We start from the raw sequence: 23832 nt of genomic DNA, 5'->3' as shown, positions 1-23832 counted from the left end.
GAAAAAATTCCTGACAAAGGCCGGCCATCCACTGGCCGGCCTTTGTTATGCTGAAAGTGGGATACACAAACAAAGACAGTCGATAAAAGAATGCTGCAACGTTTCAGACAATGGGCAATTAAAAGGAAATGGTGGCTGGGGGCGGCGGGTGTGCTGCTCATCGGTTATTATTTTATGCTGCCGCGCAAACTGTTTACCGCGCCCACGTCCTATGTGATCGAAGATGTGAAAGGGGAACTGCTGAATGCGGCGATTGCGGCGGACGGGCAGTGGCGCTTCCCGGCGGATAAAACGGTGCCCGACAAGTTTGCCAAGTGTATCGTGGCGTATGAAGACAAACGTTTTTATTACCACTGGGGCATCGACCCGTTGGCGACCGGCCGCGCATTGCGCCAGAACCTCGGCGGCGGGAAGGTGGTGAGCGGGGCCAGTACCATTACCATGCAGGTGATACGCCTCTACCGCAACAAACCCCGCACGTTGTGGCAAAAGATGATCGAAATGGTGATGGCTACGCGGTTGGAGTTCCGGTATTCCAAAAAAGCCATCCTGGGCCTGTATGCCGGCAATGCCCCTTTCGGCGGGAATGTGGTGGGCCTCGAAGCCGCGTCGTGGCGATATTACGGCCGCAGGCCCGACCAACTCTCCTGGGCCGAAATGGCTACGCTGGCGGTGTTGCCGAACAGTCCCGCCTTGATCCATCCCGGTCGCAACCGCCAAACGCTGTATGAAAAAAGGAACGCGCTGCTGGAAAGGCTGTGGCGCAACGGCACGATCGACAGCGCCACCTGCGCGCTTTCTTCCGCAGAGCCGCTCCCTGACAAACCGCATGCCCTGCCGCAGGAAGCGCCGCACCTGCTGCACCGTTTCCGGCAGGAAAAACCAAGCGAATCCACGCGCCTGCGCACTTCACTCGAAGGCGCGCTGCAACGCAACGTCAACGATATCCTGTACCGGCATCACCTGCAACTCAAAGCCAACGGCATCAACAACGCCGCCGCGCTGGTACTGGATGTGGAAACGGGCCATGCGCTGGCCTATGTGGGCAACGTATATAACCCCGACGATCCTGAACTGGAAAGTTTTGTGGATATCATTCATGCCCCCCGCAGCCCGGGCAGTACGCTAAAACCCTTGCTGTACGCGGGCATGCTCAACGATGGGCTGATACTGCCGCATTCCCTGCTGCCGGATGTGCCTACACAGATTGCGGGCTACACGCCGCAGAACTTCGACCGTAATTACGATGGCGCGGTGCCCGCTTCGCGCGCGCTGGCGCGTTCGCTGAACATCCCGTCGGTGCGCATGCTGCAACATTACCGGGCGGAACGTTTCCTTGTGCTGCTGAAGCGACTCGGCATCACCACCATGAGCAAACCGGCCGCGCACTACGGCCTGTCGATGATCCTCGGGGGCGGTGAAACCACGCTCTGGGAACTGACCGGCGTGTATGCCAGCATGGCGCGCACCCTACTGCATCTCGAACAATACAACGGCAAATATGATGCGGACGATTTTCATCCGCCCGGATACCGTCCCGATGAGCCGCTGCCTTCACGACACGCGCCGGAACAATTCGGCGTGCTCGATGCGGGCGCCATCTGGTATGCGTTTCAGGCGATGGAAGAAGTGATGCGTCCCGGAGAGGAATTTATCTGGCAACACTTTACCTCATCCCGGCCGATTGCCTGGAAAACCGGAACCAGCTTCGGTTTCAGGGACGGGTGGGCGATTGGCGTAACACCGCAGCACGTGGTGGGCGTATGGGTGGGGAATGCCGACGGCGAAGGGCGGCCGGGCCTCACGGGCGTGAGCACCGCCGCGCCGGTGATGTTCGATATTTTCCGTTTGCTCAACGGTGCAGGATCGTTTGTACCGCCGGCAGGCAAATTGCAGTCCATTGCCGTGTGCCGCCTGAGCGGCTACCGTGCCGGCGATTATTGCACCGAGAAAGATTCGCTCGCTGTGCCCGCCGCGGGATTGCGCTCACCTGTTTGTCCATACCACCAGCTGATCCACCTCGACGCCACCGGGCGCTACCGTGTTACGGCCGATTGCGAACGGCCGGAGCTGATGCAGCAGCGCGCGTGGTTCGTGCTGCCGCCGGCGATGGAACATTTCTATAAAGCCACCCACACTTATGAACCGCTGCCGCCTTTCAAACCCGGCTGTATCACGGCACCGGAAGCAGGCCGTTCCATGGAACTGATATACCCCCGCCCGCATGCGCGCATTTATGTGCCCATCGAGATCGACGGGAGTTTGGGAGAAACCGTGTTTAAAGCCACGCACCGGCAGCAGGGCGCCAAAATCTTCTGGCACCTCGACAATACCTTTGCGGGCACCACATCGGATTTTCACCAGCTGTCGCTGCGCCCGAAGCCAGGCAAACACACCATTACGCTGGTAGACGAAGAAGGGGAGCAGATTACGGTGGACTTCGAGATCCTCGACAAAGAGAAGAAACAGCCGCAGTAATTATATTTTTCTTTCCAGCGCGCCTTCAGGTATTTGCACAGTTCGTCTTCCCACGGGGTTATTCCGGGGTTGTGGGATTCCATGCCGCTGATTTCGTTCGGCAGGTATTCCCGCTCAGTAATTATATTTTTCTTTCCAGAGCGCTTTCAGGTATTTGCGCAGTTCGTCTTCACGTGGATTCTTCCCGGGGTCGTAGAGTTTCATGCCGCTGATTTCGTTCGGCAGGTATTCCTGTGCGGAAAAATTATTCTCGTAACTGTGTGAATATTCGTAGCCTTTGCCGTACCCCTGCTGTTTCATCAGTTTGGTGGGCGCGTTGCGGATGTGCAGCGGCACCGGCAGGTCGCCGGTTTGCGACACCACGCTCTGCGCACTGCCGATGGCCATGTAGGAGGCGTTGCTTTTCGGTGAAGATGCGAGGTAAGTGGCGCACTGCGACAGGATGATGCGCCCTTCCGGCGCGCCGATCAGGTTCACGGCCTGGAAGCAGCTGGTGGCCAGCAGCAGGGCGTTGGGGTTGGCGTTACCGATGTCTTCGGAGGCGAGTATCACCATCCGCCGGGCGATGAACTTCACATCTTCCCCGCCGGCCAGCATACGCGCCAGCCAGTAAACCGCCGCGTTGGGATCGCTGCCGCGGATGGATTTGATGAAAGCGGAAATGATATCGTAATGCTGCTCGCCGGCTTTATCGTAAATGGCCACACGCTGCTGCGCGATGTCCATCACTTTTTCGTTGGTGATGATGACGGGGTGTTCGTCCTGCAGCGTGTCTACCACCAGTTCGAAGAGATTGAGGAGTTTGCGGGCGTCGCCGCCGGAAATATTGAACAGCGCTTCCGTTTCGTTGATCTCGATGGTTTTGGCGGCCAGCCAGTCGTCTTTCATCATGGCCTGCTCCAGCAGCTGTTTCAGCTGCGGTTCGTCGAGCGCCTTGAGCACATATACCTGGCAACGGGAGAGCAAAGCCGCGTTCACTTCAAAAGAGGGGTTCTCCGTAGTGGCACCGATGAGGGTGATGATGCCTTTCTCCACCGCACCCAGCAGTGCGTCCTGCTGCGATTTGTTGAAGCGGTGGATCTCGTCGATGAACAACACGGCGTGCTGGTGTTTGGCGAGGTCGATCACTTCGCGGATGTCTTTCACGCCCGATGAAATCGCGCTCAGCGTATAGAACGGCACCTGCAGGGTATGGGCGATGATGTTGGCGATGGTTGTTTTGCCCACGCCCGGTGGGCCCCAGAGTATCATAGAGGGCACTTTGCCCTGTGCTATTGCTTTCTGCAGGATGCTGCCCTGCCCGGTGAGATGTTCCTGCCCTACTAGATCGTTCAGGGAGGCGGGTCGTAGTCTTTCTGCCAATGGTGCTCGCATGGTACTGTTTATTCTTCAGGAAATGAATCGGTCGGCTCGTCGTGCGCATACAGCTTTTTCCACCGGTTCATAAAAACGCTGCTCAACACACAGTTGGCGGCAATGGCCAGGCCGTGGATGAAAGCGAGGGTAACGGTGAACTTGCGGATGGCGCTGATCAGCTCTATGGGAGCCTGCTGGCCGCCCAGGGACTGCTGGTTGACCATTTTCATGAACTCGGTGTCCGATACGGCCATCATCCCGAAAATGCCGCGGAAAACCAGCATGCTGTAAATGAAACTCAGCACGCTCATCACCACGATCAGCGTATTGAAACTACGCGGCAGGGGAATGGTAGGCCGGATGAGGGACCGTTGCAGCCGAAGGCAGAGAATGTTGTGGTAGAACACTACGCCGAGGATGAGCAGGCTACTGATGACCGACGACATCGACGGCGACACCAGCATGGCCATTAATACGAACAGCAGAAAAAAGCCCACCACTACGAGGTTGCCATACGTCAGAAAACGAAAAAATCCGAATGAAAAGGCCATACTTCAGTTATTTTATCAGTGCAAACCTACGAATTATCCCCCTACGCCGGGCAGAAAACCCAAAGCTGCAGTGTGCGACGCAACGGCTGCCCCATCACCGCACTCCGGCCGGCCTCCTCCGCCTTTTTCAACCGTTTATCCTTACCGGTGAGCGGGAAGTGCCAAATGTTCGATAAATTTAATGTTCTAAACCTGATTTATATGTTCAACCAACGTTCCGCAGGCCGCGCAGTGGTGGCGGGCATGGTGCTGGCAGCCATCTCCGCCGGCAATGCCATGGCCCAGTCTGCAAAGGTGCCTGCCTTCGATATTTCTTCCATAGACCGTAATATCAAGCCCTGCGCTGACTTCGACGGCTTCGCCAATGAAAACTGGAAAAAGAACAACCCCATCCCCGGAACAGACAGCCGCTGGGGCGCTTTCAACATCCTCGACAAAGAAAACAAGGAAGTGCGCATCAGGGGCATCGTTGCCGGCATCGCCCGTAAAACCGGGCTGGCCAAAGGCACGGAGGAACAGCAGATCGCCGATTATTACGCTTCCTTCCTCGATACCGTCACCATCGAAAAAAGAGGCATCAGTCCGCTGAAGCCCTACCTCGACAAGATCAACGGCGTGAAAACGCTGGCCCAGTACGCTTCCGTAGCCGGCGAACTGCAGAACCTCGGCGTCAGCACCTGGGCCGGGTTTGCCGTGGAAGCCGATGCGCGCAACAGTAAAATGAATGCGCTGTACGGCGGGCAGGACGGCCTCAGTCTTGGTGAACGCAGCTACTACGAACGTGAAGACGAAAGCACGAAAAACGTGCGCAAGGAGTTCGTGGATCATGTCAATAAAATGTTCGCCATGGCCGGTTTTCCGGAGAAGAACGCCGGGGAAACCATCCTCGCCTTCGAAACCGCGCTGGCCAAACTGCAGCTCACCAACGTGCAGCTGCGCGACCCCGTTAAAACATACAACAAAGTGGGCTTCGGCGAACTGAACACGCTGGCACCGGAATTTGACTGGGCGGCGTTTACCGGCAAACAGGGTATTAAATCGGACTCCGTGATTCTGCAGGACAAACCCTACATCACCAACGCCGCCAGACTGCTGAAAAGCACGCCCGTCGAAACGCTGAAGACCTATTCCAAATTCCAGCTGCTCACCACTTTCGCCGGTTACCTGCCGAAGAAATTCGACGACGAGAACTTCCGCTTTTTCGGTACCGTGATGACCGGCCGCAAGGCGCAGCGCACCCGTACCGACCGCGCCATCCGTTCTACCGACGGGATGCTGGGCATGCCGTTGGGCAAACTGTTCGCCAAACAATACTTCCCCGAAAGCAGCAAACAGAAAGTATCGGCCATGATCGAAAACGTGCGTGCCGTGTATGGCGAGCGCATCGACAAGCTGAGCTGGATGAGCCCTGCCACCAAACAGATGGCGCACAAAAAACTCGCTGCGTTCACGTATAAGATCGGCTATCCCGATAAGTGGAAAGATTATTCGTCCATCAACATACAGAAAGACAAACTGGTGGAAAACATCATCAGCGCGGGCGCATACCGCGTGGCCGAGCGCAACAGAAAAATCGGGAAGGAAGTGGACCGTTCAGAGTGGTATATGACGCCGCAAACAGTGAATGCTTATTACAACCCGCTGAACAATGAGGTGGTGTTTCCCGCAGGCATCCTGCAACCGCCTTTCTTCAACCCTGATGCTGACGATGCCATCAACTACGGCGGCATCATTGCCGTGATCGGCCACGAGTTCACGCACGGTTTCGACGACCAGGGCTCGCAGTTCGACGCCGAAGGCAACCTGCAAAACTGGTGGACGGAAGAAGACCGCAAAAACTTCGACGGCCTCGCCAAAAAATACATCGACTACTTCAGCGGCCTGGAGCCCTTACCCGGCTTCAAGATCAACGGCGCCCTCACCATCGGCGAAAACATCGCCGACCTGGGCGGCCTCACGCTGGCTTATTATGCTTTGCAGAAATCGCTGGAAGGCAAACCCGAGCCGGCGCTGATTGACGGCTATAACTGGAAGCAGCGCTTTTTCCTCGGCTGGGCGCAGGTGTGGCATGCGAATATCACCGATGCCGGGTTGCGCAACCAGATCCAGACGGACCCGCATAGTCCCGCCCGTTTCCGCATCAACGGCCCGCTGCCGCACATGACGGAGTTTTCCAATGCCTGGAGCTGCGGAGACGACAGCAAGATGGTGCTGCCCCCGGCCGCCCGCGTGGTGATCTGGTAAACAGGCGGTTGTAAACGAATTGAAAGGGCCGGCGGCATTGCTTCCGGCCCTTTTTGCGTATTTCTACGATCGCAATTTCCAGTAGTACTACGCTTTCCCGGACAAGTTGAAAAGCAGAAATTTGAGGCAGGATCTAAATGGTGATCCGTGCCCGGTTGCGACGAGAGAATATCCCGGATGAAAATAAACTGAATTTGAGCAACCGGTCATGCTTCCCGGCCTGTCCGCCGTTGTAACCCCAATTCCCTGGAGCCGGTGCGGGTCCCGTACACCTGTACCGGCTACCAACGGTAACCGGATACACCTGATTTTTATAAAATGAGATGACCCCTACACAACAACCGATACTGCTACTGGGCGGCACCGGCCGTCTTGGCCGCGAAATTGCCGCAGTGCTGTATGCGCACGGGTTCGAAACGTTCGCTCTGGTGCGTAACATGGCACGGGCGGGCTCTATCAGAGGGCTTGCCAAACATATTACCAAGGTGCGTGAGCTGAGGGCCGACCATTTCAAAGGAATGGACACGGTGATCTCTGCTTTAGGTAAAAGCATCAGTCCGCTCGACAATGGCCGTTATTCCTTCCGGGAAGTGGACGAAGCCATTAACCTCGCCGCCATCCGCCTTGCGGTGGAGGCGGGCGTACGCAAGTTCATCTACGTATCTGTCTATCATGCCGAACACCTCCCTCACCTGGAATATTGCCGGGTACACACGCGGGTGGAAGAGGCGCTGGCCGCCAGCGGCATGGAATACACCATCATTAAGCCCGTTGCGCTGTTCAGCACCTTCCGCGACCTGTACGACATGGCGCTGAAAGGTCGTTTGCTCAACCTCGGAAAGGGGGCGTGCAGAACCAACCCCATCCATGAAAAAGATGTGGCGCGTTTATGCGTGCAGGCCATCAATAATCAACGTAAACGCATTAACGCGGGCGGGCCTGTAGTATACACGCGCGCTGAAATCAACGACATCATTGCCCGAGGCGCCGGCCGGAAAAAACGGCTGCCCGTCGTGCCCGCCTGGCCGGTGAAAGCCATGCTGCCCGTTGTTCGCCTCGCCAATGTGCACCTGTATCACAAACTGTGCTTTTTCCTCCGGGTGATGGAGGAAGACCTGATTGCGCCGGTGGAAGGGCATATGCGGCTGGAGGATTACATCGACATGCTGTCGAAGTCCACCCGGCGGTATTGGGATCTGACTTCGGGGGTTTGATGGTACGCGGTATTGGATTTTCTGTACGGATATTGTTTCCCCTGTTCCTTTTTGAACGTGCATATGCTTAAATAGTATCAGCAACCGGCAAATTGTATGTAGCACAAACCGCCGGCATTCTTCATCTTGTGGGTACAAAATTACCACGGTATGAATTTCTCGGATTGTAAAAAAGCGGCGCTTTTAGCCTGCGGGCTTTTGATAAGCAGTTGGACGGTAACGCGGGCGCAGGAAGCAGCTACGCTTTGGGGGAAAGAGGCGGAAGCCGGCAAAAGCGAAAAAACAAAATGGTTTACAGACGCCAAATTCGGCCTCTTCCTGCATTGGGGCCCTTATGCTTATTTCGGTGGCGACATCCGGGGGAAGCGTTACTACGGCATCACCGAATGGATACAGCACCGCGATAAAACACCGGCCGCGGAATACGCCCGACTGGCCGGCGGCTTCAACCCGGTAGAATTCAACGCCGAAGAATGGGTGGAGATCGCCAAAGCGTCCGGCGTAAAATATATCGTACTCACTTCCAAGCACCACGATGGTTTTGCGATGTTCGATTCCAAGGTATCGGACTTCGATATCGTAGACGCCACCCCTTACAAAAAGGACCCTGTCAAAGCGCTCGCCGCTGCCTGTAAAAAAGCCGGCATCAAGCTGGGGTTTTATTATTCGCAGTTCCAGGACTGGCACGAGCCCAACGGTGGCGGCAACAGCTGGGATTTTGACCCGAAGAAAAAAGATTACAGCGCCTATTACCGCACCAAGTCGCTGCCGCAGATCACCGAACTGCTGACCAACTATGGCGACCTCGGCATCATCTGGTTCGATACACCCGGTAATATGAGCAAGGAAGAGTCTGCCGAGTTCCTGCAGAAAGTGCACCAGTTGCAGCCCGGCTGCCTTGTAAGCAGCCGTGTAGGCAACGGTTTGGGCGACTTTAAGGATTTCGGCGACGGCGAAGTGCCGCCCGGTGTGGTGAAAGGCGCATGGGAAGCTATTTTCACGCATAACGACAGCTGGGGGTATTCCGCCTTCGATCAGAATTTCAAAACACCCAAGGAGATGATACGCCTGCTGGCGGAAGTAGCTTCCAAAGGCGGCAACCTGATGATGAACATCGGGCCGATGGGCAGCGGCAAGTTTCCCGACATGTCCGAAAAATATTTCAGGGCTACGGGCGCCTGGCTAAAACGCAACGGCGAAGCCATTTACGGTACTACTTATGGCGCCATTCCGCCGCAGCCCTGGGGCGTTACCACCACCCGGCCCGGTAAACTGTATCTCCATATTTTCGAAGCGCCCAAAAACGGCCGCCTGCTGGTGCCCGGCTTTACCGCCACTGCCGTCAAAGCAAACCTGCTGGCGTTGCCTTCCGCCAACGGCCTGCGGTTCGAGCAGCGCGGCAACGATATGGTGATTCAACTGCCCGCCCATCTCCCGGACGACCGTAATACCGTGGTGGTGCTGGATTACAAAGGCACGCTGGGAGAGCCGGCCGCATTGCCCGCCACCATCGATCCGAATTATGAAAAGATCATCCTCTCCGCACAGCAGGCCGCGCTTGCCGGCAACGCCAAAACGAACCGTTTTACGCACCGGTATTATTTCGGTGACTGGAAACATGCGCTTTGTGTGACCGGGCAGCAGGCGCCGGAAGACGAGATCAGTTACCGGGTGCGTTTCACTGCGCCGGGCGATTACAAGATCAGCCTGGAGTATTCGGCAGACAGTACGCACGAAGGCCGTGAGGGTTTACTGGAACTGGTGCCCGCGGGCGGCTCGAAAACAACCTATCCTTTCCAGGTATTGCTGAGCGGAAAGTTCGATCATAACAAACCGCTGCTGTTCCTCGACCAGGCGGTTGCGGTGGTGAATGTAAAAACGCCCGGCGAATGGACGCTGAAAGTGCGGCCGCTCCGGAGCGCGGGTGAGTTGTTCCGCTTGAAACAGATCAATGTGGAACCGGTGGAGTAATGCGGTGGGCGGTAAAAGATGAAGAGACCCCCTTGGGCAGAAGGAGAATAAATCAAGTTGCTGGGGATAAAGACCAAGCCCGGCATAAGGTTTTGATCGCCGGAAAAGCAACTGATTCCGGCGTTTGATGCTCCGGTTTATACATATTTCGGTGCAGCGTACAGAAAAACGCTGCGCTGTTTTTTTACGTACTATTTTTTGTTAGAGCCGTGTGAAGGCTGCATCATCAGCGTCAGTAAGCCCAGCGAAATGTAGATCAGCCCGGAGATATAGGCCTCGAGTTTGAGGTAGTAGGTATTCCCTTTCAGCCACTTGCCCAGCCTGCCTGCCGCCAGCGCGTAAGAACCGTCGGTAATGAATGCCATGATGGTAAAGAGCAGCCCGAAGAACAGCACCTGGCCCGTTACATTGCCCAACGCCGGGTTGATGAACTGGGGAAGGAAAGCAAAGAAAAAGAGCGCGCATTTCGGGTTGAGTACGTTTACCACCATGCCCTGCCAGAAAATGGTTTTCATGCTTTGGGGCGGCAGCGCTTTGATGCTTTCCGCCGTTTGTTTTTTGCCGAATATTTTTTTGCAGCCAAGGAAAATGAGATATCCCGCGCCGGCATACTTCAGCAGGGCGAATGCCATGGCGGAAGCCATCAGGATGGCCGATACGCCGAAGGCGGCCGCCACGGCATGCACCACGGTGCCGGCCTGTATGCCGCACACGGAAATGAGCCCCGCTTTGGTGCCCTGCTCGGTGCTGCGGGTGATCACGTACAGAACGGCCGGGCCGGGGATCACCAGCAGGATGAAGGCTGCGGTGATAAATGCTAGAATGGCGGTAACGTCTGGCATAAAGGCTGTTTTTTGTTGTTTATTGCTCAAAAATTACGCAAAATTTTCCTCTTTTCAAGTTTGCTGCAAACGTTTGCATTTTTGTGGGAAACATACAGTAACTTTTCTGACGGATGCAGCCAAAATCTGCTTTTTAGACAGGACAAGACCAGACCCAGCTTAATTGCGCCCTAAGAACGGCCTAACTAGTAACTAAAACAGATACCTAAAAACGCGCGTTATGAAATTCTTGGTACACAAGACCTATTGGCTGTGCCTTACCCTGGCATGGCTGTTATTCCCGTTTTATTCCCAGGCCCAGCAAAAGACCGTCACCGGCAAAGTGCGGGCAGACGATGGCGGCACGCTGATCGGCGTGAGCGTGGCCATCAAAGGAACTACCACCGGCACCACCACCAACGCCAGCGGCGAATACAGGCTGGAGGTGCCGTCATCCGGCGCTACACTGGTATTTACGATGATGGGCTATCTGAAGCAGGAACAGGCGGCTGATGGTGGCCGGCTGGATGTGGTGCTGAAAACCGATCCCAAGGCGCTGGAAGAAGTAGTGGTGGTGGGTTATGGTACGCAAAAAAGATCGGATGTGACGGGATCCATTTTTACGGTGAGCTCCAAAAAGATCCAGGAGGTGCCGGTGACGAACGCCGCTGCAGCCTTGCAGGGGCGGGTGCCCGGCGTGCTGGTCGACAAAGGCGGGAACCGGCCCGGTGAGGGTGTGCGTGTGCAGATTCGCGGCCGCCGCTCGTTCCAGGCTTCCAACGACCCGCTGTATGTGATAGACGGCATTCCCATCGATGCCGGCATCAACGACATCGACCCGGACGATATTGAAACGATGGAAGTGCTCAAAGACGCATCCGCCACTGCCATCTACGGCTCCCGCGGCGCCAACGGGGTGATCCTCATCACCACCCGCCGCGGCCGCGCCGGTAAACTGAGCGTGCGTTACGGCGGCTACCTGGGCATCGACGAGCCGATCAATGTGGAACGGCGGATGAATGCGGCGGAATTCGTCGCCTACCGCCGTGAATCCAAACGGGCCGACAAGGAGTATCCCGAAGGTACCATCAGCCTCGCGGACGATCTGAAGATGTTCGGCGAGTTCGGGAACGACCGGTATGTGATGGATAACATCCGCAACGCCTGGGCAGGCGGCGCATACGATCCCTCGAAATTAAAAAGCACAGACTGGGGCTCGTTTGCCCTGCGCGACGGATTTGTGCAGGACCATAGCCTGAGCCTTACGGCAGGGACGGAAATGACGAAAGTATTTTTCGCCGTGGGTTATCAAAACCAGAAAGGCATCATCCACAACCAGGATTTCGGCCGCTGGTCTGCACGCCTCACCGTGGATCAGCAGGTTACCAAAAGCATCAAGGTGGGTATGGTGAACTATTTTTCCTATAGCAAACAGAACTACGGCAGCGACCTGTTCCAGGCCAGTGCGCAGGCCAGCCCGATGGCGCCCACGCACGACGAGAACGGCAACCTGATTCCAGTCCCTTCCAACGATACCCAAACCTTCAACATCCTCTTCGACCTCAACGGCATCACCCGAGAACGACTGCGCAGCCGCTACCTGGGCAGTTTCTACGGGGAAATCAAACTGCCTTTTAATTTCCGGTACCGGCTTAACCTCGGCATCGATTACGGCCCTTACCGCGAAGGCCAGTTTGAGTCTTCGTTCAGCAGCGGGCGTAAACTGGCGCCCAGTTACGGAAGGGTGCTGAACGAAAACCGGTTCAACTATAACCTTCAGAACCTGCTGTACTGGGATCTGGAAAGCTCCGCCAGCAACAAACATCAGGTGAATGTTACGCTCGGCCAGGAAGTGCAGGGTTTCCGTTTTGAAAACTCCGAAATAGAGGCCTCCGATTTCCCATACGAAGCACAGAAATGGTACAATCTCAGCACAGCGAGCAAAATCACGGCGGCAGACAGCGAACTGCGCGAACGCAAGCTGGCTTCGTTCCTGGGCAGGGTGAACTATGGGTACGATAACCGGTACCTGCTCACCGCTTCCATTCGCGCAGACGGCTCGTCTGTGCTGGCGGAAGGGCATAAATGGTCGTATTTCCCGTCCGCATCCATCGCTTGGCGCATCTCGCAGGAAAGTTTCCTGAAAGACAATGCTGTTGTGAATGAGCTCAAACTGCGCGTGGGATATGGCGTAACCGGCAACGCCGCCGTATCGCCCTATTCAACGCAGGGCTCCATCGAACAGACGCGTTATGTATGGGAAAACCAGGGAGACAAACCCGTGAATGGTTTCCGTCCCGATAACCTGCCCAACAGCGCACTCGGTTGGGAGAACACCGCCACCACAAATGTGGCCATCGAATTCGGCTTCCTGAAAAACCGCATCAACGGCTCAGTGGACGTGTACCGTCAAAAAACATCCAACCTGCTGATGGACCGGGCATTGCCGCCCACGTCAGGGTTCGATAACATTTTGCAGAACGTGGGTGAAACTTCCAACAGCGGTGTGGAAATAGCGCTCAACACAATGAACATTGCCACGAAAGATTTTCAATGGCGTACCGAAATCGTTTTCACGGCCAATCGCGAAAGGATCGAAAGGCTTTACCAGGGCAGGAAAGACGACATCGGTAACAGGTGGTTTATCGGCCATCCCATCCAGACTTTCTACACCGAAAGAAAAATCGGCATCTGGCAGAATACGCCGGAAGACAAGGCGCTGATGGACAAATACAACGCCGCCGGCAGCAGCTACCAGACCGGCATGGTGAAAGTGGCCGATATCAATAACGACGGTAAGATCACGACGGAAGACCGGGAGATCATCGGCACCGCCAATCCGAAATGGACGGGCAGCATCAGCAACAGTTTTAACTACAAGGGCTGGGACCTGTCTTTCTTCTTCGTCACCCGCCAGCAGTACATCCTCGAGAATCACCTGGGGCTTACTTTCCAGGGGCGTTACAACACGCCGCTGGTGGACTACTGGACGCCCGAGAACCCCACCAACAAATTCCCGCGACCGCACAACGGGTACGAAAATCCGCCCGCCAACGGCGCCATGTATTTTGAAGATGGATCGCATGTGCGGCTAAAGAATGTGTCGCTTGGGTACAAGCTGCCCTCGAAGCTGTTGAAAAGGGCCGGCATCAGCAGTTTCCGCGTATATGCCACCGGTACCAACCTGTACATCTGGAGCAAGGATTTCAACGGGCTGGACCCGGAAGTGTTCGCAGAAAGCAATTCGCGGCCGGTACGTTCTCCGTCCTCCCGCTCTTATGTATTTGGTGTAAACGTGGAATTCTAATTCAAAAAAAAGTGCAACATGAAAAACAGGATTTTATATGTCATGGCGACCTGCACCCTGCTGGGGCTGATGTCGTGTAAAAAATATCTGCAGGAGAAAATGGTGAGCGAGGTGACCTATCCGCATTACGATACGGAAGAGGGCCTGGAATCCGCCGTTACGGCCGTGTACAGCCAGTTACGCTCTCCTCTCGGCAGTGAGCAGATTTTTTCTTTCGGGGATTTCGGGACGGATACCTATACGGAAGGCCAGGATGGCGGTAAAAACTTCAACCGCTACAATTCCGGCCTCAGCCCTACCCAGGGTATGATCAGCGGTTACTGGCAAACCCTCTACCGCGGTATTAATACGGCGAATATTTGTATCGAGCGCATCCCCGGCATTCCAGGAAAGAAAATATTCACCTCCGACCAGTTCAAAAGAGAACGCATCGCCGAGATGCGTTTCCTGCGCGCGTATTTTTATTTCGTACTGGTGCAGTCGTACGGAAGAGTACCCATCCTGCCCAAAGGTTATATTGAAGTGGTGACGGACTTTAAACGCGCCGCCGTGAAAGACGTGTACAAACACATCATTTCCGATCTCCGCACGGCGGTGGATTCGCTGCCCGTTTCGCAGACAGATGGCGGCCGCGCCACAAAAGGCGCTGCACAGCACCTGCTGTCGAAAGTGTACCTGACCCGCGCCAGTGCGGTTGCGGAAGACCGGGGCAAACAACCCACCGATCTGGACAGCGCCGCTTACCTTGCCGAACAGGTGATTGCCAGCCCTGAGTATGCCCTCGAAAAGGATTATGCCAGCATTTTCCGTTTTGGCAACGAGCGGAACGATGAGGTGATATTTGCCGTACAGTTTGCCAAAGACCCGATTTACAACGGCGACGGCAACCAGATGCACCTGTTTTACATCATGTATTACGACAACCATGGCGGCATGATGCGCGACATCGCCAACGGCCGTGCCTATCGCCGCCTACGGCCCACCAATTACCAGATCGACGTGTACAACCGTAAAACCGACTCCCGGTTTTACAAAAGTTACAAGATGACGTGGATATGCAACAACCCCAACAACATTCCCATCTGGGATGCCGCCAATGCTCCTTCCCCCGATCTCGTCGGGAAACCTAAATTCAAATTGAAGGATACGGCTGTATATGTCACGGTGAGCAACGGTACGGATGCGCAGATCGCGAAAAAGCCCTATACCTGGATCCCGCGGAACAAGTTTACCGGCAACAACTATCCCACGCTCAACAAATACCTCGACCCCGGACGTGCCGACCTGGCCGCCACGGTGGGCAACCGCGACTATGTGCTGATGCGCCTCGGGGAAACCTACCTGCTGGCAGCAGAGGCCTATGCCCGCAAGGGAGAATATCAGAAGGCCGCAGACCTGGTGAATGTTGTCAGGAAACGTGCGGCATACAAGGAAGGAGAGATCAAACCGAAGGAATTCTGGACGGTGGAAGGCGGTAATATCGCTGACATTGCCAAAAGCACTGAGACCGATATGCAGGTGACGGCGGCCAACATTTCCGCCAATGTGATCAACTTTTTCCTCGACGAAAGGGCCCGCGAGCTGAACGGTGAATGCTGGCGCTGGTACGACCTGGTGAGGATGGAGAAGCTGGTGGAAAGGGTGAAACAATACAACAGTTCAGCCAGCGGCATCCGGGAATATCACAAGTTGCGGCCCATTCCGCTGCAGCACATCGAGCGCCTCACTAATCCGGGGCCGCTCTCCGAAGAGCAGAATGAGGGTTATTACTGATCTTGTGACCTCCCTATAAAACCGGGCCGGGGCAGTTACTGTTCCGGCCCTTATTTCTGGCGCCACGGCACATTCAGGTGCGAAAAACTGCCAAATAACTGCATTTCAGTACTTTAGTGCAGGGAAAATTAACCGGATTCACTTTTGGAGAATTGTAAATATTTGCTATTTTTGCATCCCGCTAAGGAAACGGTGAGGTGCCTGAGTGGCCGAAAGGAGCAGTTTGCTAAACTGTCGTACGGGTAACACTGTACCGCGGGTTCGAATCCCGCCCTCACCGCAAGCTTTAACTAAAAGTGTTTGAAGGTCCGGGATGTAGCGTAGTCCGGTCATCGCGCCTGGTTTGGGACCAGGAGGTCGCAAGTTCGAATCTTGCCATCCCGACAACGAATCTTCGGCCGCAAAACGAAAGAAGATCGTCGAAACTCCTCAAAGGCCTGTAAGCAGTGATGTTTGCAGGCTTTTTTCGTAATTATTCATATCCATCTGTTGTTAGGGGGCAAATTTTATGTGAACTTCTATGACCAAAAGTTAAACCACTTCAGGCATGTTGGCAAAGCTTCCTAACCACTTTTTTCCTTGAATTTAGGTCGCAGCGTGAGTTGTGTATTTTTCAGTTTCCCGGAAGATGCGCAATTAATTCCACCTCCAACTTGGCGTCAGTCATATACAGCCTCGAAATCTGCACCCACGTAGCAGCGGGAAAATCTCCTTTGTAAAACACTTTTCTAGCATCATTATATTTTTTCATCGCTTCGATATCCGTGGTATAAAGATTTTCTTTTACGACGTTTTGAAAAGTGGCACCGAAGCTTTTCAGGGAACGTTCTAAAGCTTTATAAACCTGTGTTATTCCTTCCGGTGTGAGGGAAGTGCTGACAGCACCCGAAATGTAGAGCACGTTGCCTACTTTCAGTACCTGGGCGTATCCGGCTGCAGTGTCCTGTTTCAGCTTCCCGTCCCAATGCCATTTTTCTTTAATGATCTCGTTTTTCTGAGCCATCAGGGCTGTATTGAACAATGTCAATGATAGGAGAAACAGGGACTTTCTGAGCAATTTGTCTAGCATGTGTTTGGGTATTTGCGTAAAAACAAAATTATATCAATCAATTATCAAGATAACAAACTTTTTTGCATGAGCTTATCTTCGGGTGACCTTTGGGTATTCATGCTGGTGCCTGGATAAATTTTGCACCTGGGGCCTTTTTCGAACTATAAGTTCAGCGATTACCGTTAAATCAGCCAAAAAATGGTTTGAAATGTGTCTAGCCGTCCCGACGAATTGAGTGTTGTCAGCTAAAACGAATTGCCCGCAGAGAATTTTCTGCAGGCTTCTTTTTGCCCGGTATAAACAACACCCGGCTTTTTGGCCCGGATTTCGCTACTATGCGGGTTGAGTACGTGAACATTCATATTGCGACTGGCGTTTTATATGTTAAATGTTCTAAGTCCATCACCATTCACCGTTCAACCCGTTCTTATGGGATACAACACCGCACTCATTGCAGGTATTTTACTCCTGGTCGCTTCCTGTTTCACGCTGAACCATTCGCTCACCCTTCTCCGTTCCGGCGAGAAAGCAGTCGGCACCGTTATCATGCTCGAAAAAAGCACGGATACCGATAATGAGAGTGTAACGCCCATATTCCGGTTTACCACCCGTTCCAACGAGGAGTACACTTTCGGCCACATTGTTTCAACCGACCCGCCTGCCTGGGATATCGGCGAAAAAGGCACCATCATCTATGATCCCGCAAACCCTTCACAGGCAAAATTGCTGACATACTTTAGCGTTTTCAGCGAAACGATCTTTTGCGTGGCGTTTGCGCTGCCGTTGATTGTTTTCGGTGGAGGGAGTTACATCGCGCGGTATATTTTCAGGGTAACGGCGGGGAAGGGAGAAAGGATGGCAGTAGTGTAAAAGCGCCTATTGACCGATTTTATAGAAAAGATGCGCAGCACCGGGAGTTTCTGTAGCGTCGAACCGGATCAGGTTAACGGGATGCGGCGCGTTGGCCGGAAACAAAGCGGTGCCGCCGCCGAGTAAAACAGTGGCGATGTGAATATGCAGTTCGTCGACAAGCGCTGCCCGGAGAAACTGCTGCGCAACATTTGCGCCTCCCATAATCCAGACATTTTTCCCGCCTGCCACTTCCTTTGCACGCAGAAGCACCTTCTCCGGCCTGTCATTTACATGCGTGAACCCCGGCACAATCATCTTTGGCTCACCAGTCGTTAAAACGAAAGCGGGTGATTGAAAGGGTGTTTTCCCGCCCCAGGCATCTTCAATGGCGGTGTTATAAGTGTTGCTGCCCAAAATAACAGCTCCGATATCGTCCACAAAATCCGCCATCATTTTTTTAGCTGCGTCCGTCGCTTCTTCGAACATCCATTTGTGCAATAATTCACCGTTTTCACCCATGGGCGTTTCGGCGGAGATATGTTTTCCCGCTATGAAGCCGTCGAGCGACATTGTTATGTTCAGGATCGTTTTTCCCATTGTTTTTTACTTGTAGTATACGATTTTTTACAGAGACAAAAAAGATCGGGTGGCCTGCCGTTTTTTAGGGTATCAGGTTGCTTGTCTGAGGTATAAAAAAGCCCCCCCCCGGTTTTCATCCTGCCGGCCACCTTTGTTGTGATTTTTCCCGCTTACTTCCTTGCGATCTTGTTAAAAAATTGTAAAGGTAAAATCGGTTTTCTGCGGCAATTTATCCTGAATGCCTTACCGGTATTGTGTTTGGGAGGACATGCGTATTAATACCTGAAAAAATCCGCTTTTCACCCTGTCGATTCAAAAAAGCTGTCTTCATTATGAGGCTCTGCGATAACAAATTGATTTTTTATCGCTGGTTTTGGACAACAGGTTTTTATGCGCGACGCGGGGCTTGTGCAGCAACGAAAGAAACATTAGCAACATTGATGAACAACAGCAAAAACAAATGGCATGAAGATGATTCAAAAAACACAACGCCGGCCGGCGTGTGCGGCGCTCTGTATGTCGCGGCTGCTGGTAACGGACAAACCATGTGAAACGGACTTGATTGAGTTTTCCTTTTCTTTTTCTTCTTTTTCGGTGTACATCACGCGGCTGGAATTAATGCTGCTGGCCGTTGGTTGTATGCTGGCGCTGGTAGCGGTCAACATCGCAGGCCACCGTTTTTTATTCCGGCGTGAAAAGCGGGATCCGTTCATTTTTTTAGTGCTGCTGTCGCTGAAGTATGCGGTCCCGTTTATGTTGTTGGACACGGTGTTGATCAACGGCACCGGGCTCCGGATAACGTTGCCTGGGCTGGCTTTTATCGCCTATCTGGTGTTCAGCGGGTGCTTTTTACTGGAGAATGTGGTGTTCCTTTTCGGTGCGAATGAAACCGATCGTGTTGTTGTTCCTGCGCCGGGCGGGCCGCTTCGGGTGTCGTGGGGGCAACTGTTGGCAGGGATGACGATTGCGTTGTGGGCATTGATCGGGCTTGCATTGGGAAGCCATGTTGATGAATGACCTGTGGATTTTGTTATCGCTTTGTAAAAGCACTGTATTACATCACCCATCCGTATGAAGTAGTATGTCTATATAACATGCAGGATGAATTCAGGCGCGGCCGACCGGTTTCGTAGATCAAAAACCAATCATTAAAAAACATACCGTATGCAAAAATCGATGTTAATAGACCTGAATGTGCTCATCGACAACATGGTCAATTTCAAGACGATGTTTTTGTATTGCCAGTCTTCTTTCGATGAAACCCGGCACAGGAAACCGGACTGCGTGCAGCATTTTCTCACCGCATCCCTGTGGCGCCATGCCGTCATTGAATTGCACAAGCTGGTGGGCGTGGAAGCGAACAATTATTACAGCCTATGGAATTTCTGGGACCGGATGGAGGCCGGGCACTACCTGGAAGAGGCCATACCGAGGGAATTGCTGCATAGCTGGCGGGAGTTGCTGTACCTCTGGAACAGGGAAATTGAAGTGGTCAAGCGCCTGTACGCAAAACATACCGGCTGCCCGGCGGGCTCATTCGAGCCGGAGCTGCATGCGTTTTCCCTCCGTGAAATGGGAGGCATGCTGAAGGTGATCGAATTTGTGGTACTCGCGATGTTTAATCCTGTGGTGCAGGGCAACTTTACTTATATCGGCACTATCTTCGACAAGCCGGTTCCGGCGGGCGCATCCGCTTCGGCATCGCTGGCCGGCGATGCGCCGGTGATCCTGATGACGTATCCGGCAGCCTGATACATATCACAACCGGAAGCCGCGGGCGGGCTTCCGGTTTTAGCTGTAAAATTGTTGCGGGGATTGTTTATTTTTATCTGTACTCACACAATCACCGATACCAATGGACAATTTAAAAGAATCGCCCGCGCAACCAGCCAAGGGGCGCCTCTATTCCCTCGATGCACTCCGCGGATTCGATATGTTCTGGATAATGGGGGCCGAAGAAATTTTTCACAAGCTCGCCAAGGCCTCAGGCTCGCCTTTCTGGCATCGTGTGGCGGAACAATTCGTGCACCCCGACTGGAATGGTTTCCGTTTCTACGATCTCATTTTCCCGCTGTTCCTCTTTATGGCCGGTGTTTCAACGCCATACTCGGTAGGCAGGGAGCTAGAAAAAGGCACCCCGCGCCCGCAGCTGCTCTGGCGCGTCATCAAAAGAACGCTGATACTGGTATTGCTGGGGTTGATCGTCAATAACGGGCTGGAGCTGCGACCCATCTCGGAGATCAGGTTCGGCAGCGTACTGGGCCGCATCGGCCTGGCGTATATGTTTGCCAATATCATTTACCTGTACACCAGGGAGCGCGCGCAGATGATTTTTTTCTGGGGTTTCATCATCGGTTACTGGCTGCTGCTGAAATTCACGGCGGCGCCGGGTTTCCCGCCGGGCGACCTGAGTATGGAAGGGAACTTTGCTTCTTACATAGACCGTAGCATCATGCCAGGTAAATTGTACCTCGGCATCCACGACCCGGAAGGCCTGATGTCGACCATCCCCGCCATCAGCACCGCACTGCTGGGTATCCTCGCCGGTAACCTGCTGAAAAACAACCCGATGACGCCCGAAAAGAAAACCGTTCGCATGGCGCTGGCGGGGTTGTTCTTGCTGGTATTGGCGCAGTTGTGGAACCTCGATTTCCCGATCAATAAAAACCTCTGGTCGAGCTCCTTTGTACTGCAGGTGGGCGGTTTGAGCCTGTTGCTGCTCTCGTTGTTCTATTACGTGATCGATGTGAAGGGGTATCAGAAATGGTCTTTCTTCTTCAGGGTGATTGGCATGAACTCCATTCTCATTTACATGTCCGATCATTTCATCGACTGGAATTATACCACCCACGCGGTGTTTACCTGGCTGGGCCAATTAGTCGGTGAGCCTTACGGCTGGGTGGTGCTGGCGGTTTGCCTGGTGGGCATCAAGTGGCTGTTCCTGTACTTCATGTACAAAAAGAAAGTGTTCCTGCGTGTATAACCTCAGCGGGCGGGCCAGTGGAATACGAGGTTGAACCCGTCGGGATCCTTTACGCCGAGGGCTTTGAAGCCATAGTGCGTAATTACCGGCGGTGCAATTTCCAGGCCTTTGGCGCGCAGGTGCGTATAGGCGGCGTCCACATCCGGGCAGCCGAAATACAGGGTGAAATCTTCCCGCTGCGCCATCCGTTTCGGATCAGGCGCGGCGGGCCGGAATGTTTTTTCGTACGCGGTGTTCAGCATCAGCTCCACCCCGTTGAAGCGCAGCAGCGCCCAGTCTACATCATCGCCGGCTTCACGGTCTGTTTCCGTTACCGAAAAGCCAAGGAGGTCGCGGTAAAATGAAATGGAGGAAGGCATGTCGAAAACCTGGAGCAAGGGAGCCAGTCCCGCTATTTGAATGGCCATAGCACAAGGGTTTTAGGGTGTATTTAAAGTTAATGAAAAAAAGGGGGCGTCTAAAATTTCGTTAAATTGTAGTGCATCGGAAGGGTCGCCGTTTTATGTGCCGGCTGTTTCCTGCTGCAAAGGCTATGACTTCGCAGATGGTTTGATGGGAAAGGCAAGCGCATGTTGCCGGCTGTAGTTTCGGCTTTGATGATGAAGGTTCTGTTACCCCTTAAACATGAACGGTATGAAGTATTTACTGCTATGTATGATCTGTTGCACCACGGTTGGCCCCATCAGCCGCAGTGCATGGCTGCTCGGTACCTGGAGCGGCGGAACACCGGGCAGGCAACTGGTGGAAATCTGGGAAAAACAAAATGATTCCACCTTTACCGGCCGTGGATTGATGGTGAAAGGCGTAGATACTGCTTTGCTGGAAGCCATTAGCCTGGAGGAACGAAACGGCCAGTTATACTATGTGCCCACCGTCACGGGACAAAACAAAGGACAGGCGGTGCGGTTCACCCTCACTTCCATTACCGGTAGCCAGCTTGCGTTTGAGAACCCCTCGCACGATTTTCCACAAAAAGTGACGTATACCCTCGTAACCCCTGATTCATTGCTGGCGGAGATTTCAGGTACCGTGAACGGAACATTGAAATCGAGGAAATTCCCGATGAAACGGGTGAAGTAATGACCGGGAATGTTCCGGAACAGCGTGGCTGTTGTTTAAACCATGCTTCGAAAACAATTCATTACCGGACCATCTCCGGTTATTAGCCGGACGTGTTAACATGCGGCATGATGCAGAGTTTTCACTGCCGTAGTACTGCGGATTCCGCCCCCGTTTTCTCCTTTCATCCCCGGAGTTTATCTTGTTCCAACCACCCGCTTACGGCCTCTGTGTGTTTTTATATTTTTTGACCGGGTACGTACACATACTGGGAAAATTGAGTAATATTATACCACCGAAATCGTATTGCCGATGTCAAAAATGATCCACGTCACCGAAGCCGGTTCCGACTTTGAAAGGGAGCCGCTCGTGCGCCCCTTTGGTTTTAAAGGGAATTATTTAACCGAGTTATGGCAGGTAGCCGTGCGCCTGCAATCTACCCCCGGATTAGGAGGAACGGGCCTCGCCACGCAAAGCGTACTATATGGCGATGCGGAACTGTTCGCCGCGCATCCCGAGGCCGGCGGCAACGCCTTGCTGTATGTACTGACCAATAAAGCACTGGAGCTGATTAAAAGCACCCCTTTCCGCACACCGCCGGAATTGCTGGAGACCATCCTGCCTCCGCTGACCGCCGCTGCAGCGCAACTGACCGGACGCACGGTGAACCCGAATTTTATCCTGAATGCGATGGTGGCGCCGGATAATGCCGCCTGGCTGTTATATGCCGCGGAGAACGGCTTTACGTCGTTCGACGAGATGCTGCCGGACACATTCAGACCGGCGCTCCGACATCGCAACGACCTGATCGCCATCCTCTACCAGGTGTCGTACAACATGCCGGTAGCCGATATCGTACAGGCGGCGAAAGAAGGTTTTTTTGTGTTCAAGATAAAAACAGGCCATCCCGGTAGGCAGGAAGACATGCTGAGGCTGGATATGGAACGGCTGAGCGCCATTCATGCAGCGCTGAAAGACCTGCGTACGCCGCACACGGCCGACGGTAAACTGGTGTATACCATGGATGCCAATTCACGCTACGAAAAAAAGGAAACCCTGCTGCGTTACCTCGATCATGCCCGGAAAATCGGGGCCTTCGGACAGGTATTGCTCTACGAAGAACCACTCACGGAAACCAATACCGAATACGTGGACGATGCAGGCGTACGCATAGCGGCAGACGATAGCCTGCATACCGTGCACGACGCGCAGATGCGCCTCGAACAGGGGTACGGCGCACTCGTGCTGAAGGGCATCGCCAAAACACTCAGCCTGTCACTGCCCATGGCCAAACTGGCCGATGAGCGCAACGTGCCCTGCATGTGCTCCGATCTCACGGTGAACCCCATCCTCGTCAACTGGCACAAAAACCTGGCCGCACGGCTGGCGCCTTTCCCGGGCATTGGAATGGGTCTGATGGAAACCAACGGGGATGCCAACTACAGCAACTGGCCGGTCATGAAAGGATACGCGCCGTACTGGTCTGCGCCGCAGCAAGGCGTGTTTCACCTCGATGAAGAATTCTATCGCCGCAGCGGTGGTATTTTTGAGCCGGTCGCACACTATGAAAAGATGTTCCGTAAGCATTAGTTA

18 protein-coding genes and 2 tRNA genes are annotated in these 23832 nt (G+C 53.9%); 14 read left to right on the top strand and 6 right to left on the bottom strand.

Annotated features, from left to right (window positions below; all coding sequences use genetic code 11):
- Positions 1 to 90 precede the first annotated feature (90 nt).
- Positions 91 to 2478, top strand: coding sequence for a penicillin-binding protein 1C (gene pbpC / locus EGT74_RS05350; RefSeq protein WP_123845492.1), 2388 nt, complete (start codon positions 91 to 93; stop codon positions 2476 to 2478).
- A gap of 114 nt (positions 2479 to 2592) precedes the next feature.
- Here pbpC and EGT74_RS05345 read toward each other — a convergent pair whose 3' ends face one another.
- Positions 2593 to 3852 carry a replication-associated recombination protein A gene (locus tag EGT74_RS05345; protein ID WP_123845491.1) on the bottom strand — a complete coding sequence of 420 codons (1260 nt, stop codon included), beginning with the start codon at positions 3850 to 3852 and terminating at the stop codon, positions 2593 to 2595.
- An 8-nt stretch (positions 3853 to 3860) separates the two neighbouring features.
- Positions 3861 to 4385, bottom strand: coding sequence for a hypothetical protein (locus tag EGT74_RS05340; protein ID WP_123845490.1), 525 nt, complete (start codon positions 4383 to 4385; stop codon positions 3861 to 3863).
- A gap of 201 nt (positions 4386 to 4586) precedes the next feature.
- Here EGT74_RS05340 and EGT74_RS05335 point away from each other — a divergent pair, with 201 nt between their 5' ends.
- The 3 genes from EGT74_RS05335 to EGT74_RS05325 all read left to right on the top strand — a co-directional run bounded on the left by EGT74_RS05335 (position 4587) and on the right by EGT74_RS05325 (position 9814).
- Positions 4587 to 6629 (top strand): M13 family metallopeptidase, encoded by a 2043-nt coding sequence (locus tag EGT74_RS05335; RefSeq protein ID WP_123845489.1) that lies wholly within the window; start codon positions 4587 to 4589, stop codon positions 6627 to 6629.
- Between the two features lie 323 nt (positions 6630 to 6952).
- A complete protein-coding gene (locus EGT74_RS05330) occupies positions 6953 to 7843 on the top strand; it encodes an SDR family oxidoreductase (RefSeq protein ID WP_123845488.1) in 891 nt (296 codons plus the stop codon).
- 150 nt (positions 7844 to 7993) lie between these two features.
- A complete protein-coding gene (locus EGT74_RS05325) occupies positions 7994 to 9814 on the top strand; it encodes an alpha-L-fucosidase (RefSeq protein WP_123845487.1) in 1821 nt (606 codons plus the stop codon).
- Between the two features lie 191 nt (positions 9815 to 10005).
- On the opposite strand, the gene EGT74_RS05320 is transcribed toward EGT74_RS05325, so the two are convergent.
- Positions 10006 to 10656 (bottom strand): LysE family translocator, encoded by a 651-nt coding sequence (locus EGT74_RS05320; RefSeq protein ID WP_123845486.1) that lies wholly within the window; start codon positions 10654 to 10656, stop codon positions 10006 to 10008.
- Positions 10657 to 10876: 220 nt separating this feature from the next.
- Between EGT74_RS05320 and EGT74_RS05315 the strand changes: the two genes are divergently transcribed.
- The 4 genes from EGT74_RS05315 (at position 10877) to EGT74_RS05300 (ending at position 16099) form a co-directional block, all read left to right on the top strand.
- Entirely contained in the window at positions 10877 to 13942 is a 3066-nt protein-coding gene (locus EGT74_RS05315) for a SusC/RagA family TonB-linked outer membrane protein (protein WP_123845485.1), read from the top strand.
- Between the two features lie 18 nt (positions 13943 to 13960).
- A complete protein-coding gene (locus EGT74_RS05310; RefSeq protein ID WP_123845484.1) occupies positions 13961 to 15715 on the top strand; it encodes a RagB/SusD family nutrient uptake outer membrane protein in 1755 nt (584 codons plus the stop codon).
- A gap of 191 nt (positions 15716 to 15906) precedes the next feature.
- Positions 15907 to 15995: transfer RNA gene (locus EGT74_RS05305), tRNA-Ser, on the top strand.
- A 29-nt stretch (positions 15996 to 16024) separates the two neighbouring features.
- Positions 16025 to 16099 (top strand) — tRNA-Pro (locus EGT74_RS05300).
- Positions 16100 to 16328: 229 nt separating this feature from the next.
- Here EGT74_RS05300 and EGT74_RS05295 read toward each other — a convergent pair.
- On the bottom strand, positions 16329 to 16784 hold the full coding sequence (locus tag EGT74_RS05295; RefSeq protein WP_123845483.1) for a RidA family protein: 456 nt from the start codon (positions 16782 to 16784) through the stop codon (positions 16329 to 16331).
- A gap of 411 nt (positions 16785 to 17195) precedes the next feature.
- Between EGT74_RS05295 and EGT74_RS05290 the strand changes: the two genes are divergently transcribed.
- On the top strand, positions 17196 to 17636 hold the full coding sequence (locus EGT74_RS05290; RefSeq protein ID WP_158618011.1) for a DUF3592 domain-containing protein: 441 nt from the start codon (positions 17196 to 17198) through the stop codon (positions 17634 to 17636).
- Positions 17637 to 17642: 6 nt separating this feature from the next.
- On the opposite strand, the gene EGT74_RS05285 is transcribed toward EGT74_RS05290, so the two are convergent.
- Positions 17643 to 18215, bottom strand: a complete 573-nt coding sequence (locus EGT74_RS05285) for a dihydrofolate reductase family protein (RefSeq protein WP_123845481.1) — start codon at positions 18213 to 18215, stop codon at positions 17643 to 17645.
- 447 nt (positions 18216 to 18662) lie between these two features.
- Between EGT74_RS05285 and EGT74_RS05280 the strand changes: the two genes are divergently transcribed.
- From EGT74_RS05280 to EGT74_RS05270, 3 genes are all read left to right on the top strand, one after another.
- Positions 18663 to 19214, top strand: a complete 552-nt coding sequence (locus tag EGT74_RS05280) for a hypothetical protein (RefSeq protein WP_123845480.1) — start codon at positions 18663 to 18665, stop codon at positions 19212 to 19214.
- Between the two features lie 147 nt (positions 19215 to 19361).
- Complete coding sequence (locus EGT74_RS05275; protein WP_123845479.1) at positions 19362 to 19949, top strand: hypothetical protein; 588 nt, start codon at positions 19362 to 19364, stop codon at positions 19947 to 19949.
- Positions 19950 to 20052: 103 nt separating this feature from the next.
- A complete protein-coding gene (locus tag EGT74_RS05270; RefSeq protein ID WP_123845478.1) occupies positions 20053 to 21180 on the top strand; it encodes an acyltransferase family protein in 1128 nt (375 codons plus the stop codon).
- Positions 21181 to 21182: 2 nt separating this feature from the next.
- On the opposite strand, the gene EGT74_RS05265 is transcribed toward EGT74_RS05270, so the two are convergent.
- Complete coding sequence (locus tag EGT74_RS05265) at positions 21183 to 21587, bottom strand: VOC family protein (protein WP_123845477.1); 405 nt, start codon at positions 21585 to 21587, stop codon at positions 21183 to 21185.
- A 226-nt stretch (positions 21588 to 21813) separates the two neighbouring features.
- On the opposite strand from EGT74_RS05265, the gene EGT74_RS05260 reads away from it, so the two are divergent.
- Positions 21814 to 22260: a DUF6265 family protein gene (locus EGT74_RS05260; protein WP_123845476.1), complete on the top strand. Its 447-nt coding sequence runs from the start codon at positions 21814 to 21816 to the stop codon at positions 22258 to 22260.
- 291 nt (positions 22261 to 22551) lie between these two features.
- Positions 22552 to 23829, top strand: a complete 1278-nt coding sequence (locus EGT74_RS05255) for an enolase C-terminal domain-like protein (RefSeq protein WP_123845475.1) — start codon at positions 22552 to 22554, stop codon at positions 23827 to 23829.
- Positions 23830 to 23832: the final 3 nt, after the last annotated feature.

Source organism: Chitinophaga lutea (assembly GCF_003813775.1).
Classification (GTDB): domain Bacteria; phylum Bacteroidota; class Bacteroidia; order Chitinophagales; family Chitinophagaceae; genus Chitinophaga; species Chitinophaga lutea.
This window is presented reverse-complemented; position numbering and strand designations above follow the sequence as displayed.

Coding starts and splice junctions, on each gene's coding strand:
- EGT74_RS05255 (WP_123845475.1), top strand. CDS start 22,552: ATGTCAAAAATGATCCACGTCACCGAAGCCGGTTCCGACTTTGAAAGG.
- EGT74_RS05265 (WP_123845477.1), bottom strand. CDS start 21,587: ATGGCCATTCAAATAGCGGGACTGGCTCCCTTGCTCCAGGTTTTCGAC.
- EGT74_RS05280 (WP_123845480.1), top strand. CDS start 18,663: ATGAAGATGATTCAAAAAACACAACGCCGGCCGGCGTGTGCGGCGCTC.
- EGT74_RS05330 (WP_123845488.1), top strand. CDS start 6,953: ATGACCCCTACACAACAACCGATACTGCTACTGGGCGGCACCGGCCGT.
- EGT74_RS05315 (WP_123845485.1), top strand. CDS start 10,877: ATGAAATTCTTGGTACACAAGACCTATTGGCTGTGCCTTACCCTGGCA.
- EGT74_RS05285 (WP_123845481.1), bottom strand. CDS start 18,215: ATGGGAAAAACGATCCTGAACATAACAATGTCGCTCGACGGCTTCATA.
- EGT74_RS05335 (WP_123845489.1), top strand. CDS start 4,587: ATGTTCAACCAACGTTCCGCAGGCCGCGCAGTGGTGGCGGGCATGGTG.
- EGT74_RS05295 (WP_123845483.1), bottom strand. CDS start 16,784: ATGCTAGACAAATTGCTCAGAAAGTCCCTGTTTCTCCTATCATTGACA.
- pbpC (WP_123845492.1), top strand. CDS start 91: ATGCTGCAACGTTTCAGACAATGGGCAATTAAAAGGAAATGGTGGCTG.
- EGT74_RS05290 (WP_158618011.1), top strand. CDS start 17,196: ATGGGATACAACACCGCACTCATTGCAGGTATTTTACTCCTGGTCGCT.
- EGT74_RS05345 (WP_123845491.1), bottom strand. CDS start 3,852: ATGCGAGCACCATTGGCAGAAAGACTACGACCCGCCTCCCTGAACGAT.
- EGT74_RS05320 (WP_123845486.1), bottom strand. CDS start 10,656: ATGCCAGACGTTACCGCCATTCTAGCATTTATCACCGCAGCCTTCATC.
- EGT74_RS05270 (WP_123845478.1), top strand. CDS start 20,053: ATGGACAATTTAAAAGAATCGCCCGCGCAACCAGCCAAGGGGCGCCTC.
- EGT74_RS05325 (WP_123845487.1), top strand. CDS start 7,994: ATGAATTTCTCGGATTGTAAAAAAGCGGCGCTTTTAGCCTGCGGGCTT.
- EGT74_RS05340 (WP_123845490.1), bottom strand. CDS start 4,385: ATGGCCTTTTCATTCGGATTTTTTCGTTTTCTGACGTATGGCAACCTC.
- EGT74_RS05260 (WP_123845476.1), top strand. CDS start 21,814: ATGAAGTATTTACTGCTATGTATGATCTGTTGCACCACGGTTGGCCCC.
- EGT74_RS05310 (WP_123845484.1), top strand. CDS start 13,961: ATGAAAAACAGGATTTTATATGTCATGGCGACCTGCACCCTGCTGGGG.
- EGT74_RS05275 (WP_123845479.1), top strand. CDS start 19,362: ATGCAAAAATCGATGTTAATAGACCTGAATGTGCTCATCGACAACATG.